Source organism: Nitrospirota bacterium (assembly GCA_016194305.1).
Taxonomy (GTDB): domain Bacteria; phylum Nitrospirota; class Nitrospiria; order JACQBW01; family JACQBW01; genus JACQBW01.
Map to the genome: position 1 here is coordinate 64812 of JACQBW010000003.1, position 16549 is coordinate 81360.

Here is a 16549-nt window from a genome sequence, read left to right on the forward strand (position 1 = left end):
GCAAACATGGAAGCGGAATTAATGAGGCACCTGATTGAGCATATCGCTAAATCCCTTGTCGATAAACCTGGAGATGTTGTTGTGAGAGAGACGGATGGAGAAAAGACCACCATTATTGAATTGAAAGTACATCAGGAAGATTTGGGGAAAGTCATCGGAAAACAAGGTCGAACTGCCCGTTCGATGAGGACCATTCTTAATGCCGCCGGGATCAAACTCGGAAAAAGATGCGTTCTTGAGATCTTGGAATAAAGGATGTTAGAAGATTCCGGAGATTGGATTCTGATAGGAAAGGTTCTGAAAGCTCAGGGATTGCATGGAGAAATAAAAGTTCATCTTCTGACCGATTATCCTGAGCGATTTAATGCCGGGGAGCGCGTCCACTTAAAAAAAAAGCGTTAACCTCTTTTTTAATTCTCTCGTCTCGAATCGAAGGTGAGTTCGCTTATTTAAAACTTGAAGGAATTGAGAATAAGGAGAGTACTGCGGATCTTCTTGGAAAAGAATTTCTGATTCCCGTCGATCAGTTGAAACCTCCGGGAGAAGGTACCTATTATCCGTTTCAGATTCTGGGGTTTGATGTTTGGAGCGAAGAAAACGAACTGATTGGAAAATTGACAGAAATTTATTTGAATCCGAACCAGTCACTTTATGAAATCAAATCTGGAAAAAAGGAATATCTGGTCCCGGCGACGAAGAATTTTATAAAGAAAATTGATCTGGTTGAGAAGAAAATAGTCATTCATCTCATCGAGGGGATGCTTGATTGATGAGCCAGAGAGATCATCGAGTGACATGAAAGCGAAAATCGTAACCCTGTTTCCAGAGATGATCAGGCCAGTGCTTCGGCAGAGCATCTTGAAACGGGCGATCGAAGGGAAATTTTTAGAAGTAGAGGTTCTGGATCTCCGGGATTTTAGCCGGAATAAGCATTGCCAGGTGGATGATGCCCCCTACGGCGGAGGGGCGGGAATGGTTATTTCTTCTGAACCGGTTTTCGAACTTTTCGAGTCGATAAAGTCAGAAGCTCCTTTTAGAACGATCTTACTTTCACCAGGAGGGAGGCCCTTTAATCAAAATATGGCCGAAGCGCTAAGCCGGGAGACAAAATGTCTCCTTTTCCTTTGTGGCCATTATGAAGGAATCGATGAAAGAGTCCGTGTTGCGCTTCAACCTGAAGAAATTTCTGTGGGCGACTATATCCTGACGGGAGGAGAACTCCCGGCATTGATTCTACTGGATGCAATCACGAGGCTGATCCCGGGCGTCCTGGGCGATCAAGAGTCACTTAAAGAAGAATCATTTAATGCAGATCTTCTGGAATATCCACATTATACCCGGCCTTTCGAGAGCGGGGGCATTAAGGTGCCTGCCGTCCTTTTATCCGGTAACCATGAGGAGATCCGAAGATGGCGATTAAAAGAGTCTTTGAGGAAAACACTTGAGCAAAGGCCTGAACTTCTGGAACAGAAAGAACTCACACCGGAAGAAAAGAGCTTTTTAGACGAGCTAAAATTAGAAAAAACGAGTGATTTGAAAAGAGTTTAGATCACATATTGGAAGGAGTCATCATATGAATCAAAAAGAACGCATTGAAAAGGGGCTGATCACCAAAGAGAACGCCTCATTTAAGATTGGGGATACCGTCAATATTCATGTCAAGGTGATCGAGGGTGAGAAGGAAAGAATTCAGATATTCAAAGGGGTTGTGATAGCCCGCAGATGGACGCTTAACCGGGAAACGTTTACAGTCAGAAAAGTCTCCTATGGTGTGGGTGTCGAGCGTATTTTCCCGCTCCACTCTCCTTTTGTTGAAAAAATTGAAGTCCTGAGAGAAGGTAGAGTCCGGCGAGCCAAACTCTATTACCTCAGAGGGAAAAAAGGCAAAGCCGCACGTATCGCCGAAAAGGCGAGTTTTGGGGCCGAAGAATCCATTGTCGTGGCTTCGCCGGTGGCTTCCGAAAAAGTGGAACCACTCGAAAAGGTTCCTTCCTAGCCATTTGTCATTCGCTCAAATGTGGGAAAAACTGACCCATTTTGAGAAAGGTTGCGAAGCATCGGGATTCCGATTGGTCGCGGGTATTGACGAAGCCGGAAGAGGTCCCTTAGCCGGTCCTGTTGTTGCCGCTACCGTCATCTTTCCTCCCGGCTTTAAACTCCCAGGATTGAATGATTCAAAGCAGCTCAGTCCGTCTCAACGCGAATTTTATTATCAGGAAATAGTAAATCATGCCCTGGCAATCGGAGTCGGCGTAGTCGAATCCGGGGTGATTGATCAAATTAACATTCTCCAGGCCACTCTTCTCGCCGCAAAAATGGCGGTGTCCCAATTGACTCCGCAGCCAGACTATTTATTGATTGATGCCTTAAACCTTTCCTTTATTTCCATTCCGCAGAAATCCATTATCAAGGGAGATACGCTCTCCTATTCTATTGCGGGTGCCTCCGTTGTGGCCAAGGTAACCCGCGACAGGATCATGCGGATGTATCATCATCAGCACCCAGAATACCAATTTGATCATCACAAGGGTTACGGCACGAAAGAACACCTTCATCGTATTCAGATTCACGGACCATCTCCGCTTCACCGTTTGAGTTTTCGGGGTGTATTGCCAGCACGTTGAATTCCCGGTCTTTGGAAAAGTGGCCAAAAATTCAGGACCAGGTTGTGAGAAAAGAGGAATTCGTATAATATGTCAGTGGACGGACTCGCATACGGAAAAGAGGGAGAGGCTTTCGCCACAAAATATCTCATCCAGCAGGGATATCAGATTCTGGAAAGAAATTTTAAAACTCGAATGGGTGAAATCGATATTATTGCAAGGAATAAAGGCTATCTCGTTTTTGTGGAGGTCAAAGCAAGACAGAGCAACGATTTTGGCGGACCCGCGGGAGCGATAACCTCTTCAAAACAGCGTAAAATAGTTCAAATCGCTAAAGCCTATATGGCCTTTAAAAAAGTTGAATCGGACGCCCGATTTGATGTGGTTCTGATTCATGGTTCCGGTAGTCTATCGTCGGTCGAACTGATTCAGAACGCCTTTGAGATTAGGTGAAATATGGAAACGGGATTTAATACCGACATCGAATATCAAAAAAGGATATTCCACGTTCAGACCGAAGAGAGTGGCCCGCAAAACCCGGTCATTATTACCCATCTTTTTTACAAAGGGGCAATATTATCCTCTAAAAAGACAAATTATAGTTCTCTTCTTGATCCTAAAACCGAAATAGAAAAACTGAAAGAGTTAATGAAGAAGCAGCATGAAGAGATGATTACCACCCTATTAAACGGTCAGTGTAATCATCTGCTTGGGGAGGGCGTAGCCAAAGATAAGAGTCTCGATGATTACATAGATGACTATATTAGAAACAGGCAATGATTCAGTTTTCTAATGTTTTTAAAGGGTATCACCCCAGACAATTTATATTGAAAGATGTCAGTTTTTCGATCGATAAGGGGGAATTTGTTTTCATAATGGGGCCGAGTGGTGCCGGAAAAACGACCCTCCTTAAGCTCCTGTTTTGCGAAGAGAAAATCGATCAAGGTTCCATCCTGGTTCAGGGCCAGAACATTGCCAGAATTCAATCCTCCGCGATTCCCTTTTATCGAAGGAAAATCGGCTTCATTTTTCAAGACTTCAGACTCATTCAAAAAAAAACCGTCTTTGAAAACGTTGCCCTTGCCCTCAAAATTATGCATGTTCCGACCAAAGAAACTGAGAAAAAAGTGATGGAAGCGCTTGCCCTGGTCGGACTTGAATATAAAAAAGAAGTTGTCGCGATCGATCTTTCGGGAGGAGAACAGCAGAGGGTCTGTATTGCCAGGGCATTTGTCAATCGTCCTCCCATTATTCTGGCTGACGAACCGACCGGTAATCTTGATTTTGACCTTTCACTCCACTTTTTACAACTCCTGAAAGGTATTCAGGCGAGAGGGACGACCATCGTTGTTGCCACACACAATAAGGAACTGGTCAACATGTCAAAAAAAAGGATCATTACGATTAAAGAGGGGAGAGTTTCTTCTGAATAAAAGGTCGCGGGGTTAAGCTGACGATGTCGAGCTTGTACTATTTTTTAAAGGAATTTTTGTATCATTTGAACCATCATCGGCTCCTGACCCTGGGTGCCATTTTAACCTCGGCGTTTATCTGGGTCATCCTCGGTTTTTTTGTCATTGTCTACTTCAATCTCTTTCAGCTCTATTCGGGATTGAGGGAAGATCTCAAAGTCCTCGTTTACCTTAAGGATGGTTTGTCCCAGATGGACGTCAAGAATCTGGAAGAAAGGCTTTTTTCGGAAAGAGAGGTTTTGACGGTCCGGTTCATTCCGAAAGAAAAAGCACTCGCCGATTTTAAAAGGGAGATGACAACAAAGGGTGATCTTTTCAAAAATCTTGATGGAAATCCGCTTCCATCCTTTTTTGAAATTAAATTAAAGGAATCATACCAATCCTCAGAGGATTTCTCGAGGTTTGTCAACAAGATTAAGGGGAATCCGGGTGTTGAAGAGATCTTCTATGGCAAGGAGTGGATCGACGTTTTAAACCGGTATGTCGAATTTATTCAGATCATGGGGATCGCTGTCGGATTTATTCTGATCGTAGGCGTGATTTCCATGGTCGGAATAATTGTCCGACTGACTGTCTATTCCAAAAGGGAAGAAATTCTGGTCCTCAAATACATCGGTGCAACGCATCTCTTCATTAAAATTCCGCTTCTGATGGAGGGCGCTTTTCTCGGTTTTATGAGCGCAGCCCTCTCCCTGATTGCCTTATATGGGATCTTCTATTTTCTCACGCATTTTCCACCTTTCTTCGATTTGCTCATGGGAGCACCCACAAAATCGACTTTTCTCCCTCTCGAGATGATTCTTTTATTTCTCCTTTCCGGACCGATATTGGGTGTGATTGGGAGTTTTTTCCCGCTCCAGAAATATCTGAAATCATTTAACTAAATTTGGATAATTCTATGCCACAAGGGAAAATGGTTCCACAATATCGATATCTCACGGTCGCCGTCATGGTATTTTTTCTGGCCGCTCTTCTTCCCGGGGTATCCCGTTCTGAAGCACTTTCTCAAAAGAAAGAGGAATTGGACAAGCTCAAGAGGGAGATTAAAGAAAAGAAGAAATTGGAAAAAGAAAGTAAAAAGGCTGAACATTCCATACTCAATGAGTTCGAATCGCTCGATAAGAAATGGACGCTTGAAAAAAGGGAGTTGCGCCGGTATGAAGGCAATATCAAATCGATTGATCAGGAGATTCACCAGTTAAGTCAGGAACTTGAAGCCCTGGAAAAGAAAGTCGCCGCGGGAAAGGGAGTTCTCGATGCGAGAATTCGGAGAATTTATAAAGAAGGAAAATTGGGTGATTTCATGATTCTGGCAGGTGGATCGGACTATCAGGATTTGATTACGCGCGTTCATGCGATGATTGAAATTTCAAAAAGAGATCAGCTTGCTCTAAAGGAATATCAGGACGGGATGTTGAATCTGAAGGAGAAAGAAACCCAACTGGAAGAAAAGCGAAGGGACTTGATCGGAAACAAGAAGGGTGCCTCCGAAAGAATGGAGTCAATTCAAAGCGAAAAAATGAATAAAAAATTACTCCTTTCGAAAGTTCGAACTGAAAAGGAACTTACAGCTCAGGCGATTCGGGAACTGGAAGAATCTACTTTAAAAGTGCAGGAACTTATGAGACAATTGGACCAGCATAGCTCGGATCGATCCGGATTTATGGCCGAAAAGGGGAAACTTCCCTGGCCAAACAAAGGGGAGGTCGTCGGATCTTTCGGAAGGAACAAACACCCTAAATTTGATTTTTTCGTGTTCAAAAAAGGGTTGGAAATCAAGCCCGCTCAAGACGATTATATCCGGTCGATCTACGACGGAACAGTCGTCTACGCGGATTGGTTTAAGGGATACGGCCTACTCGTTATCATTGATCATGGAGAAAGTTATTATTCGCTTTATGCCCATGCTTCCAAGCTGATGGTGGACGTCGGAGAAAAGATCAAACAGAACCAGATTATTGGAGAAGTGGGGGAAACGGGCTATTCGGCCGACCAAAGCCTTTATTTTGAAATCCGGCACGGCGGAAAGGCTGTCGATCCGGCACTCTGGCTAAGCAAGAAGAGGTAACATTGGAATTATATTCAGAAAGGAAAAGAGCATGAGTTGGAGAAATAGGAAACAGGCTACCGTCACCTTTACCGCGCTGGTTCTCATGCTGGTGCTCGGAATCGTTGTGGGAAGAGGATTTGATCGTGTATTTGCCCAACCGGACACTTACGACGAACTAAAGACTTTCTCCGAAGTATTGTCGACCGTTCAGAAGAATTATGTTGAGGAGGTCAAGTCGAAAGATCTGGTCTATGGCGCGATCAAAGGCATGCTCAATACCCTGGATAGCCATTCTTCATTCATGCCCCCTGAAGCGTATAAGGAAATGCAGGTGGATACCAAAGGAGAATTTGGAGGCTTGGGAATCCAAATAGGCATTAAGGAAAACAAACTGACTGTGATATCTCCTATTGAAGGGACCCCTGCGGATCTTGCGGGAATCAAAGCGGGAGATGTCATTTTGAAAGTGGATGGCCAATCTTCAGTGAATTTGAGTTTGCAGGAAGCCGTGGAGAAAATGAGGGGACCCAAGGGAAGCAAGGTTGTTTTAACGATTCTTCGGGAAAATACGCCGGACCCTCTCACGTTCACACTGGTCAGAGATATCATTAAAATTCAGAGCGTTAAGAGTAAGATGCTGGATAAAGGAATTGGTTATATCCGTGTAACCCAGTTTCAGGAACATACGTCAAGAGATCTGGACAAAGCGCTCAAGAAATTAAAAGAAGATAAAATGCAATCATTGATTCTTGATTTAAGAAATAACCCCGGAGGTCTTTTGACTTCGGCAATTGAAATTAGTGAGGCTTTTCTCGAACCGGGCAAGCTGGTTGTTTTTATCAAGGGGCGGGATGGTAAGAAAGAGGAATATAGTTCGAATGGTCCTGCGAACCAGGAAAATTTCCCGATGATCGTTCTGGTCAATGAAGGGAGCGCTTCCGCTTCCGAGATTGTGTCGGGTGCTCTGCAAGATTGGGGAAGAGCGGTTGTGGTCGGCGTGCAGACTTTTGGGAAGGGATCTGTTCAGACGATACTTCCCTTGTCGGACGGAGCAGGTCTTCGACTCACGACGGCTAAATACTATACCCCAAAGGGAAGGTCCATCCAGAATGTCGGGATTGAACCGGATATTACTGTTAAACCGCTGCCTCTCAAGGATGCGAAAGGAACTGTCATGAACCGTCCTATTCTTCGCGAGAAGGATCTGGAACGGCACTTGAAAAATGAAACAACCAAAGAGTTGGAAAAGGAGGATTCCTCGACGCCTCCGCAGAGCGAAGAGAGCCTGCCTATCCTTGAAGAAAAGAAAGACCAGGAAGATATCCAACTTCAAAAAGCAATTGATTTGCTAAAAAGCTGGAAGATTTTCAAGCAATTGATGCCTGGAGCGGTAACAACCCGCGGGGAAGGGACACAAAAGGAGGCTCTGGTAGGAAAATAATCGGTTTTTGTTTTATGAGTCATCGAATTTAGGGACATATTCAATACGTGTCCCTAAATTTTTTTTTGAAAAAAGTTATTTTTTACTTGAAATCAAATTTGTTTTGATGTATTTATTAGCACTCTAGTAAGGTGAGTGCTAATTCTGCTCGCTCTAGAAAACGTCATTATTAACAGATTCGCCAGGAAATTCACGGCGGGAAATGGAGGAAAAATGGCAACAGCAGCCAAAAAAAGCGCATTGGCCTTTAAACCTTTGAAAGACAGAGTCTTTGTGGGCTATTCTGCGGAACTTGAAAAAACTGCGGGGGGAATCTATATTCCTGAAGCGGCCAAGGAAAAACCACAAAAAGGAAAGATTGAGGCGATTGGAGCGGAAGTCAAGTCAGTGAAAGTGGGCGATCAGATCCTTTTTGATAAATATTCCGGTTCAAAAATTAATATTGACAATGTTGAGTATCTGATTTTAAAAGAAGAAGATATTTTGGGGATTTTTGAGGATTAATCATACAGCTTAAAGAAGGCTTCCCTGAAGCCGAGTGGACCTTCAGGATACGACTTTGAGCGTAAAAAATAGAGGAGAATAAAATTCTATGGCCAAACAGATGATATTTAGCGAGGATGCTCGCGCTTTAATCCTGAAAGGGGTTAATCAACTTACAGATGCCGTTAAGGCAACATTGGGACCTCGTGGAAGAAATGCCGTAATCGAAAAGAAATTCGGCGCTCCCACCATTACCAAGGATGGCGTGACCGTTGCGAAGGAGATTGAATTAAGAGATCCCTATGAAAATATGGGAGCTCAATTGGTTAAGGAAGTTTCCAGCAAGACCAGCGATACCGCCGGTGATGGGACCACCACGGCCACCGTATTGGCACAGGCGATCTTTCGGGAAGGTGTGAAACATACCTCCGCCGGAGCGAATGCAATGGACATTAAAAGAGGAATTGACCGGGCGGTTGAAGTGGTCATCGAAGAATTAAAAAAGATCAGCAAACCGTGTCAGACGAAAAAGGAAATTTCCCAGATCGGGACCATTTCTGCAAATAACGACAAAACGATTGGCGATCTGATTGCAGAAGCCATGGAAAAAGTGGGCAAGGATGGCGTTATTACGGTCGAAGAGGCCAAGAGTATGACGACTTCTCTGGACGTGGTTGAAGGAATGCAGTTTGACCGTGGATATATTTCACCTTATTTCGTGACCGACTCCGACAGGATGGAAGCGGTTCTGGAAGATGTGTTTATCCTCATCAATGAGAAAAAAATAAGCACCATGAAAGATCTTCTCCCTATTCTGGAACAGATTGCCAAAATGGGAAGACCTTTTGTGATTATTTCCGAAGATGTCGAAGGAGAGGCGCTCGCAACGCTCGTCGTCAACAAGTTAAGAGGGACATTAAACTGCGCCGCCGTGAAGGCTCCCGGATTTGGGGATCGGAGAAAAGCGATGTTAGAAGATATCGCCATTCTAACCGGTGGACAGGTTATCTCCGAAGATCTCGGCCTGAAACTTGAAAACGTTAAAGTTTCGGATTTGGGTAGAGCAAAAAGGGTTACGATTGACAAAGATAACACGACCATCGTTGAAGGTGCAGGCGAAACTGCAAAGATTCAGGGACGTGTCAAACAGATCAAGGCCCAAATCGAAGAAACGACGTCGGATTATGATCGTGAAAAGCTTCAGGAAAGGCTTGCAAAGATCGTCGGCGGTGTCGCTGTCATTAATGTCGGTGCGGCAACTGAAACAGAAATGAAAGAAAAGAAGGCACGCGTGGAAGATGCTCTACACGCGACGAAAGCAGCCGTGGAAGAAGGGATTGTTCCGGGTGGAGGTGTCGCCCTCATTCGGTGTCTTCCGGCTCTGGACAAGATGGAACTCGGCGGCGATTTACAATGGGGTGTGAATATTGTAAAGCGCGCCCTGGAGGAACCTATCCGTCAGATAACAGAGAATGCCGGATTTGAAGGTTCCGTGATCGTTGAAAAGGTTAAAAATGGAAAAGGGAATTTCGGGTTTGACGCTGCGACGGGAAATTACGTCGATATGGTTGATTCCGGAATTATCGATCCGACCAAAGTGAGCCGTAGTGCGCTTCAAAACGCGGCCTCTGTTTCAGGTTTGATGTTGACGACTGAGGTCATGATTGCGGATATCCCTGAAGAGAAAAAAGCTCCGATGATGCCGCCGGGTGGTGGGGGTGGTATGGGGGACATGTACTAGACTGATCAAGTTTGCTGAAAAAGGTCATCTACTTCGTTCTCAACTCTCGGCTGTCTCGACGTACGGGTTAGTACGCCTGCGTTGCCTCGAGTCTGCGGCCTCGTAGATGAACCTTTTTGAGTAACTTGAATAGGAACGCTGATAAAATTTGGGCAAATAAATCACGATGCACCTGTGATTAGCCTCTTTGAAAAAGGAGGCTTTTTTTTTAAAATTGACTAACAAAATGAGATCAGATAAGATTTTATTTAATCTCAATTTCTAAAAATGTGGGGGTAAAACAATATGTCAGAGGTTCAAAAAGTAGCGTCGGGAAGCTGGGATCAAGAGGTGCTGAAGGCAGATGGCCTGGTCATGATTGACTTTTGGGCCCCCTGGTGCGGACCTTGTAAAATGATTGCTCCGATTATCGACGAACTTTCCAAAGAATATGCAGGAAAAGTGAAAGTGATGAAACTAAATACCGACGAAAATCCCGATATTTCCGGAAAGTACCAGATCATGGGAATCCCTTCACTCGTTTTCTTCAAGGGTGGAAAGGTGATCGAAAAACTGGTCGGTGCCATGTCAAAAAAGCAGTTTAAAGACGCGATAGATCGGTTGTTGGTTTAGAAAGTTCTTTTAAATCCGAGTAGAAGAATCCTTTATGTTGCAAGAGCTTTTGATTAAAGATTTCGCGATTATAGAGGATTTACGCCTTGAATTTGGCCCCGGTCTAAATCTTATCACAGGTGAAACCGGAGCTGGAAAATCGATCATTATCGATGCACTTCAAACCCTTCTGGGCGCCAAGAGTTCGCCTGAAAATGTCCGGGACGGATCCAAGGAATCCGTCCTTGAAGGAACCTTTCTAATCCCGCCTGCTTTTCCTTTAAGAGAAAAATATCTTGCCCTCCACTATATAAATGAAAATGATCAGGAGATCATCGTCCGTCGAATCATTTCCGCAACGGGGAAAAGCAAATCGTACCTGAATGGAAATATGATTAATCAGGCGGCGCTTGCCGAACTTTCTGATTTACTTCTGGAAATCCACGGTCAGAATCAACAGATTTCACTTTTTAAAAAATCAGTCCAGCTTTCACTGCTCGATTCCTATGCGGGACTGGAAGAAACCGTTTTTGAATTTGAAAGACTCTTTTATGACTGGACTCGCACTGCCAGTTCCCTTCGTAAACTAAAAGAAAGTGAAGAAAAAGAAAAGGAGAGACGTTCCTTTCTGAAATTTCAGGTCGAGGAATTGGAATCCGCCGTACTCGATCCCGATGAAGAAATCCGATTGGAAGAAGAACGGAGACTCCTTGTCAAATCCGAATTTCTAAAGGCAAAATCTGAAAATGCTTACTACCTCTTGTCCGAAAATGAAGAGAACTCTGTCTTATCTTCTCTTCAGACGATTCAGAAAGAAATCTCTGAGATTTCAGTAATCGATTCGAGGGGAATGCCAATATTGCAATTGGTTTCATCCGCGTTAATCCAGCTTAAGGAAACGGCTGTACTTATGAGAGATTACCGGGAAACCATTGAAAGCCGAAGAGACTCTCTGGAGAATATTGAAAAACGACTTTTTTCCCTCTCTCAGTTAAAGAAAAAATATGGCGCATCAATTCCCGAATTGATCGAAAAGCTCATAACGCTCGGGGAGGAACTTGACGGCCTGAATCATCTTGAAAGTGACATGAATTCTCTCAATTTCGAGATGCAGGAAATTGAAAAGAAACTGGAAGTCCTGGCAGAAGGTTTATCGGAAGGAAGAAAGAGCGCGATTGTCACTCTGGAAAAAGAGGTGGTTAAGGACTTAAAAACATTGAAAATTAAGGATCCTGAATTTAAGGTACGTTTTCTAAACCTCCCTTCTGAAATCCGGTTTACAAGGCATGGACAAGAAGAGGTTGTCTTTCTCATATCGATGAACCCTGGTTTTCCACCTATTGAAATTGAAAAAGCCGCTTCAGGAGGCGAGCTATCCCGCCTGATGCTCGTATTAAAGTCAATTCTTTCCCAGGCGGAGTCCGTGCCGCTTCTCATCTTTGATGAAATCGACACGGGTGTAGGAGGCGAAGTTGCAGAACTGATCGGAAAGAAATTATGGAATCTGGCCAGAACGAAGCAGGTGTTTTGCATTACCCATCTTCCGCAGATTGCATGTTTTGGCGAATTTCATTTTAATATTTCCAAAAGAGTGAAGCGTGGAAAGACGGACGTTGTCGTGAAACGATTAAATGATCGGGAGCGCATTCAGGAGATTGGGAGAATGCTGGGGGGGAGTATCATGACATCCAATACCATAAAATTTGCGGAAGAGATGATGGCAAACAGGTTAACCTCGCCTCGTTCTTCAAGTTAAAGCTAGATTTGAAATGGGGGAGGATTAGACTCTCTTTCCGGAAAACAGCGTTTCCATTTTTTTTAAGATATAGGTTCTCGAGGACCCAAGATTGCTGAGGTCCTTTTGAGGAACCTGTATCCCCATTGCCTCGACGATATCCGATATGAAATGGGTGACTTCCGTCTTTTTCCTTTTCTTCTCGAGGTTCTTTTTGACAATATCGATGATTTCACTCACCTCAAATGGCTTAACAAGATAATCGGATGCCCCATAGCGGATTCCTTCTACAGCGCTTTTCATCGTGCCGAATCCCGTGATCATAATCACAGCCATCTCTTCATTAAATTTACGAATTTCCCTTAAAAGTTCCGTTCCGGTCATGCCCGGCATTTTGTAATCCAATGTGGCAATATCAATCTCATTTTCATGGATAATCTTAAGAGCTTCTTCGCCGTTTTCGGCGGTAAAAATCGTATAGAAAGGCTTTAAAATCATTTTGAGGGATTCGCGAGGTCCCAACTCGTCGTCAACGATCAGCAGATTAACCGGCCCGCTCCTATTCATGCAAAAATCCTCCGAATTCAATTTGAAATTTATGGGTGCAATTGTCAGGCCATCATATTGTCTTGAAAGATGATTCAGAAGATATTGATTTATAAGAGTTAATTTTTAAACGTTTTGGACCGAGACAAGACTTTTCGTACGGTCGCACCAGAGTTAAAGTTCAAAAATGAACAAGTCAAATGCGGTACGAAAGCAAGGATGTCTTAATTAGATTGTTTCAAAAGAAAAAGTCCATTATACTCGGTTGAAAAAGAGTCTATTTCAATCCAGTCATCATTCGTATTTAACATAATATACCTTATCAGACGTTATGGGAATGGGATTTTTTATTGAAAAGGTCTAAACGACCCATCTCGCTCCATCACATTAAAACATCTGTTTGAATTGCCATGATCCAGCTTGCCAGAACTGAAATTCTCTCCTTTTTTGTCGGAATACGAGAGCTCATTTATTCGATCGCTGAGAAGGTCGACTATCGCATGAAGTCGTTTAAGCTTAATTTGCGTGGAAATCTTATTGAAAAGGAACTGGACCGCGCGTTTATCGAATTGGGAAAAAATGCCGTTGCAAAAATGTCATCCGATTCAGATCCTGAGAGCTTTAATTCGGAAGAATTTGTTCATAAAATTCATGAGATCCGGAATTTAAAAGATCAATATTCCCTCTCGCTGCAGGAGCTTTCTGATCTTCAGCGAAAAGCATTAAAAGAATCCCTGTCGCATTGTACTGAACAATTTCAACGGTCTGGCTGGGAGTTGGCACAAATCGAAGTTCCATCCGATTGTGTATTGAATAGAATCAGGATTAAAGATATTCCGATCAAAAAAGATTTTCTTGTTCTGATGATTAAGAAAGATCAACAGATGGCACTGGTTACCGGAGAAACCTTTCTTGAACCGGAGGATACGCTCATTTGCATTGGTACAGCAGAAAGTCTACAGCTTTTTAAAGGCTATCTTCTTAAAGGAGAACTGCCAGGATAAGTTCATTCCACATTTCTTGTTGATATCCTGTTATTTCATCAGTGAATTGGATTTAAAACGTTGACTGGAGTTCTTTTTGAGCGCTTTGCCTAGTTTTGAGGCAGACGATGAGATCCAAAATCATGATTTCAGACCGATATTTTTCTTCCTAACAAGTGGTCATTCTGAATGGCATACGGCACGACATTCACAAAATTGTTTGGCATAATTGACCTCCCATTTTCGATGATAATTTTGAGATAGTTGTCAGTCAATCCCCGTACGGTTCCTTCCGATTCTGCAAAATGATATCCTTCGACCAGGACATGCAGTACTTTGCCGATAAATTTTAAACGGAATTGGTCCTCTTTTTGCTTTCCCAAAATTCGCATTTCACGGGCCCTTCTCTTTATTGCCGAGGAAGAAACGTGATCAAAATAGGAAAAAGCATTTGTCCCCTCCCGGGCTGAATAAGGGAAGACATGGAGATAGGAGAGCGGAAGGTCTGAAATGAGTGCACAGCTATTCCTGAACGCTGCGTCCGTTTCACCGGGAAAACCGACCATCACATCAGCTCCGATCGAGGCTTCCGGTATCTGCTGATGGATTCGCTCGATTATTCTCCGATATTCGCTGGGAGTATATTTCCTGTTCATTTTTTTTAAAATGTGATCATCCCCGCTCTGGAGCGGTATATGAAAATGCCTGCAAACCCTGGATGAGCTGGTTAGCGTATCAATCAGTGCATCGGACAAGTGCTCGGGTTCAATGGAACTAAATCGAAAACGAATGGACGTCGTTTCTTTTTCAATCGTCTTGAAAAGTTCTAATAAAGAGGATTTTGGGTAAAAATCAAGGCCGTATGTTCCCAGGTTTATTCCGGATAGCACGACCTCATGGTACCCTATTGATTCAAAATGGCGAACCTGATTGATTACTTCTTCCAATGAGAAGCTTCTGCTTCTCCCTCGCGCTTTAGGGATGATGCAGAAAGAACACCAGGAATTGCATCCATCCTGAACTTTTAAAAACGCCCTGGTTTTATCAAAAAAAGTCTCCAAAAGAGGTTGTTGAAACTGTTTTTCTCTCGAAATTTCACCCACACAAGTGATCGGCTCCGGGTTTGAACTGACGAGGGTGATCAAGTTTGAAAGATTTTGTTTTTCGCCGTTTCCAAGAACAAGATGTATTCCCGGTATCTTTTTTACTTCAGCCGGGTTGGTCTGTGCATAGCATCCGGTTACGACAATCTTGGCGGAAGGATTCAATTCAAGGGCTTTTTTAACCCACTGACGAGATGCCTGATCTGCGTTATCCGTCACAGTACATGTATTGATGACATAAAGATCCGCTCGATCTTCATAGGAAACGACCTCATGTTCTCCATGAGCAACGGATTCAGACATAATAGCGGTATCAAACTGATTTACCTTGCAACCCAGGGTAGCGAAAGCGATTTTCAAACCAATTCTCCTTCTAAAGAAGAATTTCTCGCTTCGATCATTCTTAATTTGACTAAATTTCCTTTCAAACTTAAGGAGCTGTTAAAATGGACCATTCGATTGCAACCGGTTCTTCCTGACCACCGTTCCGGATTGTTTTTGCTTGCTCCTTCAACCAGGACCTCCTGGATCGATCCAAGGAGACGCTGGTTCTTATTAAACGAAATTCTCTGTTGAAACGCTAGTATTTCCGCCAGCCTTTCTGATTTGATCTCCTCCGGGACCTGATCCTGAAGCATGGGGGCTGAAGTATTGGGACGGTTCGAATATTTAAATGCAAAGATGGCATCGAACTCAACCTCTCCTAAGAGCCCTAGCGTTTCTTTAAATTCAAATTCAGATTCACCTGGAAAACCGGTAATAATATCTGAAGTAATACTCAAATCGGGCATTTCGGATCGTAAAGCCTGAACTTTCTGAAGATACCCCTTTGCGCTGTATCCCCGCTTCATTAATGAGAGGATCTTGTCCGATCCGGATTGTACCGGAAGATGGATATGTTTACACAATTTTGGGTATCGACGAAGGGTTTGAATCAATTTCGGCGTTAAATCGTTGGGATGGGATGTCATAAAACGAATTCTTTCAATCCCATCAATACTCTGCAAGATTTTTAAAAGATCTGAGAAGTCGATGATCTCCGGGAGATTTCTTCCATATGAATTAACCGTCTGACCGAGAAGGGTAATTTCCTTAAATCCTTGCATGGCCAACGCTTCGACTTCATGAAATATCTCACGACTCGGTCGGCTCCGTTCGGAACCTCTCGTTGTGGGTACAACGCAATAGGTACAGCCATAGTCACACCCTTCCATAATCGTAATCCAGGCCTTAAATTCTTCTTTTCGATGGGAGGGACGGCTTGGTGCTATCGGGGATTCATCCTGAATTTCAACGACCTTCTTTCGATTATGGACTTGAGTTATAATTTCAGGAAGATGGCTGATATTCCGAGGACCCATGACAAAATCGACATTTGATATCCTTTTGAGGATCTTTGCCCCTTCCTGCTGGGCGACGCAGCCGGCAAAGCCAATAATCAGGTCTGGTTTTAATTTCTTGAGGCTGTCGAGTTTTCCAAATTCGCTGTAGGCTTTTTGTTCCGCTTTATCACGAATGCTGCACGTATTCATAATAATCATATCGGCGTCATCCTGCCGCTCTGTCAGTAAATAACCTTCCTTTTTAAGGATTCCTACCATCTGTTCGGCGTCATGATCATTCATTTGACAGCCAAATGATTTAATATAAAGTTTTTTCAAAAGGAGTTCCTTCTTTTCAGGATTCTGAATGCGTATAATCGAGAATTCGTTTGAAATCTTAGCAACTTACCTGATTCCAGTCAAAGTAAATATACGATTGTGGAGAAGTGATAGATTAAAGATGGTATTGAAAGGAGTGA

General features: G+C 43.4%; 20 protein-coding genes. 17 read left to right on the forward strand and 3 right to left on the reverse strand.

What is annotated here, in order from left to right:
• Positions 1–21 precede the first annotated feature (21 nt).
• The 16 genes from HY200_00885 to recN all read left to right on the forward strand — a co-directional run bounded on the left by HY200_00885 (position 22) and on the right by recN (position 12137).
• Entirely contained in the window at positions 22–252 is a 231-nt protein-coding gene (locus HY200_00885; GenBank protein MBI3593492.1) for a KH domain-containing protein, read from the forward strand.
• 3 nt (positions 253–255) lie between these two features.
• Positions 256–402, forward strand: coding sequence for a hypothetical protein (locus tag HY200_00890; GenBank protein MBI3593493.1), 147 nt, complete (start codon positions 256–258; stop codon positions 400–402).
• A gap of 11 nt (positions 403–413) precedes the next feature.
• Positions 414–770 (forward strand): 16S rRNA processing protein RimM, encoded by a 357-nt coding sequence (rimM, locus tag HY200_00895; GenBank protein ID MBI3593494.1) that lies wholly within the window; start codon positions 414–416, stop codon positions 768–770.
• Positions 771–795: 25 nt separating this feature from the next.
• Entirely contained in the window at positions 796–1548 is a 753-nt protein-coding gene (gene trmD / locus HY200_00900) for a tRNA (guanosine(37)-N1)-methyltransferase TrmD (protein MBI3593495.1), read from the forward strand.
• A gap of 25 nt (positions 1549–1573) precedes the next feature.
• Positions 1574–1996, forward strand: coding sequence for a 50S ribosomal protein L19 (gene rplS / locus HY200_00905; GenBank protein MBI3593496.1), 423 nt, complete (start codon positions 1574–1576; stop codon positions 1994–1996).
• Between the two features lie 19 nt (positions 1997–2015).
• Positions 2016–2624: a ribonuclease HII gene (locus HY200_00910; GenBank protein MBI3593497.1), complete on the forward strand. Its 609-nt coding sequence runs from the start codon at positions 2016–2018 to the stop codon at positions 2622–2624.
• A gap of 69 nt (positions 2625–2693) precedes the next feature.
• Positions 2694–3056, forward strand: a complete 363-nt coding sequence (locus tag HY200_00915; GenBank protein ID MBI3593498.1) for a YraN family protein — start codon at positions 2694–2696, stop codon at positions 3054–3056.
• A 3-nt stretch (positions 3057–3059) separates the two neighbouring features.
• Positions 3060–3383 carry a hypothetical protein gene (locus tag HY200_00920; protein MBI3593499.1) on the forward strand — a complete coding sequence of 108 codons (324 nt, stop codon included), beginning with the start codon at positions 3060–3062 and terminating at the stop codon, positions 3381–3383.
• On the forward strand, positions 3380–4036 hold the full coding sequence (gene ftsE / locus HY200_00925) for a cell division ATP-binding protein FtsE (GenBank protein MBI3593500.1): 657 nt from the start codon (positions 3380–3382) through the stop codon (positions 4034–4036). The genes HY200_00920 and ftsE overlap by 4 nt, the downstream gene beginning before the upstream one ends.
• A 65-nt stretch (positions 4037–4101) precedes the next feature.
• Positions 4102–4959, forward strand: coding sequence for an ABC transporter permease (locus HY200_00930; protein ID MBI3593501.1), 858 nt, complete (start codon positions 4102–4104; stop codon positions 4957–4959).
• Between the two features lie 14 nt (positions 4960–4973).
• On the forward strand, positions 4974–6143 hold the full coding sequence (locus HY200_00935) for a peptidoglycan DD-metalloendopeptidase family protein (GenBank protein MBI3593502.1): 1170 nt from the start codon (positions 4974–4976) through the stop codon (positions 6141–6143).
• Positions 6144–6174: 31 nt separating this feature from the next.
• Positions 6175–7566, forward strand: a complete 1392-nt coding sequence (locus HY200_00940; protein ID MBI3593503.1) for a S41 family peptidase — start codon at positions 6175–6177, stop codon at positions 7564–7566.
• A 240-nt stretch (positions 7567–7806) separates the two neighbouring features.
• Positions 7807–8070 carry a co-chaperone GroES gene (locus tag HY200_00945; GenBank protein ID MBI3593504.1) on the forward strand — a complete coding sequence of 88 codons (264 nt, stop codon included), beginning with the start codon at positions 7807–7809 and terminating at the stop codon, positions 8068–8070.
• An 88-nt stretch (positions 8071–8158) separates the two neighbouring features.
• Positions 8159–9790, forward strand: coding sequence for a chaperonin GroEL (gene groL / locus HY200_00950; GenBank protein ID MBI3593505.1), 1632 nt, complete (start codon positions 8159–8161; stop codon positions 9788–9790).
• A gap of 285 nt (positions 9791–10075) precedes the next feature.
• Positions 10076–10402 carry a thioredoxin gene (gene trxA, locus HY200_00955; protein ID MBI3593506.1) on the forward strand — a complete coding sequence of 109 codons (327 nt, stop codon included), beginning with the start codon at positions 10076–10078 and terminating at the stop codon, positions 10400–10402.
• Between the two features lie 34 nt (positions 10403–10436).
• The gene (gene recN / locus HY200_00960; GenBank protein MBI3593507.1) at positions 10437–12137 is read left to right on the forward strand and encodes a DNA repair protein RecN; all 1701 of its coding nucleotides are present in this window, start codon (positions 10437–10439) and stop codon (positions 12135–12137) included.
• Positions 12138–12161: 24 nt separating this feature from the next.
• On the opposite strand, the gene HY200_00965 is transcribed toward recN, so the two are convergent.
• Positions 12162–12683 carry a response regulator gene (locus HY200_00965; GenBank protein MBI3593508.1) on the reverse strand — a complete coding sequence of 174 codons (522 nt, stop codon included), beginning with the start codon at positions 12681–12683 and terminating at the stop codon, positions 12162–12164.
• A gap of 389 nt (positions 12684–13072) precedes the next feature.
• Here HY200_00965 and HY200_00970 point away from each other — a divergent pair, with 389 nt between their 5' ends.
• Positions 13073–13666 (forward strand): TrkA C-terminal domain-containing protein, encoded by a 594-nt coding sequence (locus tag HY200_00970; GenBank protein MBI3593509.1) that lies wholly within the window; start codon positions 13073–13075, stop codon positions 13664–13666.
• A gap of 128 nt (positions 13667–13794) precedes the next feature.
• Here HY200_00970 and mtaB read toward each other — a convergent pair whose 3' ends face one another.
• Positions 13795–15108, reverse strand: coding sequence for a tRNA (N(6)-L-threonylcarbamoyladenosine(37)-C(2))-methylthiotransferase MtaB (mtaB, locus tag HY200_00975; protein ID MBI3593510.1), 1314 nt, complete (start codon positions 15106–15108; stop codon positions 13795–13797).
• Positions 15105–16409 carry a tRNA (N6-isopentenyl adenosine(37)-C2)-methylthiotransferase MiaB gene (gene miaB, locus HY200_00980; GenBank protein ID MBI3593511.1) on the reverse strand — a complete coding sequence of 435 codons (1305 nt, stop codon included), beginning with the start codon at positions 16407–16409 and terminating at the stop codon, positions 15105–15107. Before miaB ends, mtaB begins: the two co-directional genes overlap by 4 nt.
• Positions 16410–16549 lie beyond the last annotated feature (140 nt).

Excerpts from the sequence above, each read along its gene's own strand:
- HY200_00940 (MBI3593503.1), top strand. The coding sequence starts at position 6,175 with ATGAGTTGGAGAAATAGGAAACAGGCTACCGTCACCTTTACCGCGCTG.
- HY200_00915 (MBI3593498.1), top strand. The coding sequence starts at position 2,694 with ATGTCAGTGGACGGACTCGCATACGGAAAAGAGGGAGAGGCTTTCGCC.
- HY200_00910 (MBI3593497.1), top strand. The coding sequence starts at position 2,016 with ATGTGGGAAAAACTGACCCATTTTGAGAAAGGTTGCGAAGCATCGGGA.
- groL (MBI3593505.1), top strand. The coding sequence starts at position 8,159 with ATGGCCAAACAGATGATATTTAGCGAGGATGCTCGCGCTTTAATCCTG.
- trxA (MBI3593506.1), top strand. The coding sequence starts at position 10,076 with ATGTCAGAGGTTCAAAAAGTAGCGTCGGGAAGCTGGGATCAAGAGGTG.
- HY200_00970 (MBI3593509.1), top strand. The coding sequence starts at position 13,073 with ATGATCCAGCTTGCCAGAACTGAAATTCTCTCCTTTTTTGTCGGAATA.
- HY200_00935 (MBI3593502.1), top strand. The coding sequence starts at position 4,974 with ATGCCACAAGGGAAAATGGTTCCACAATATCGATATCTCACGGTCGCC.
- recN (MBI3593507.1), top strand. The coding sequence starts at position 10,437 with ATGTTGCAAGAGCTTTTGATTAAAGATTTCGCGATTATAGAGGATTTA.
- rplS (MBI3593496.1), top strand. The coding sequence starts at position 1,574 with ATGAATCAAAAAGAACGCATTGAAAAGGGGCTGATCACCAAAGAGAAC.
- HY200_00885 (MBI3593492.1), top strand. The coding sequence starts at position 22 with ATGAGGCACCTGATTGAGCATATCGCTAAATCCCTTGTCGATAAACCT.
- trmD (MBI3593495.1), top strand. The coding sequence starts at position 796 with ATGAAAGCGAAAATCGTAACCCTGTTTCCAGAGATGATCAGGCCAGTG.
- ftsE (MBI3593500.1), top strand. The coding sequence starts at position 3,380 with ATGATTCAGTTTTCTAATGTTTTTAAAGGGTATCACCCCAGACAATTT.
- HY200_00965 (MBI3593508.1), bottom strand. The coding sequence starts at position 12,683 with ATGAATAGGAGCGGGCCGGTTAATCTGCTGATCGTTGACGACGAGTTG.
- HY200_00920 (MBI3593499.1), top strand. The coding sequence starts at position 3,060 with ATGGAAACGGGATTTAATACCGACATCGAATATCAAAAAAGGATATTC.
- HY200_00890 (MBI3593493.1), top strand. The coding sequence starts at position 256 with ATGTTAGAAGATTCCGGAGATTGGATTCTGATAGGAAAGGTTCTGAAA.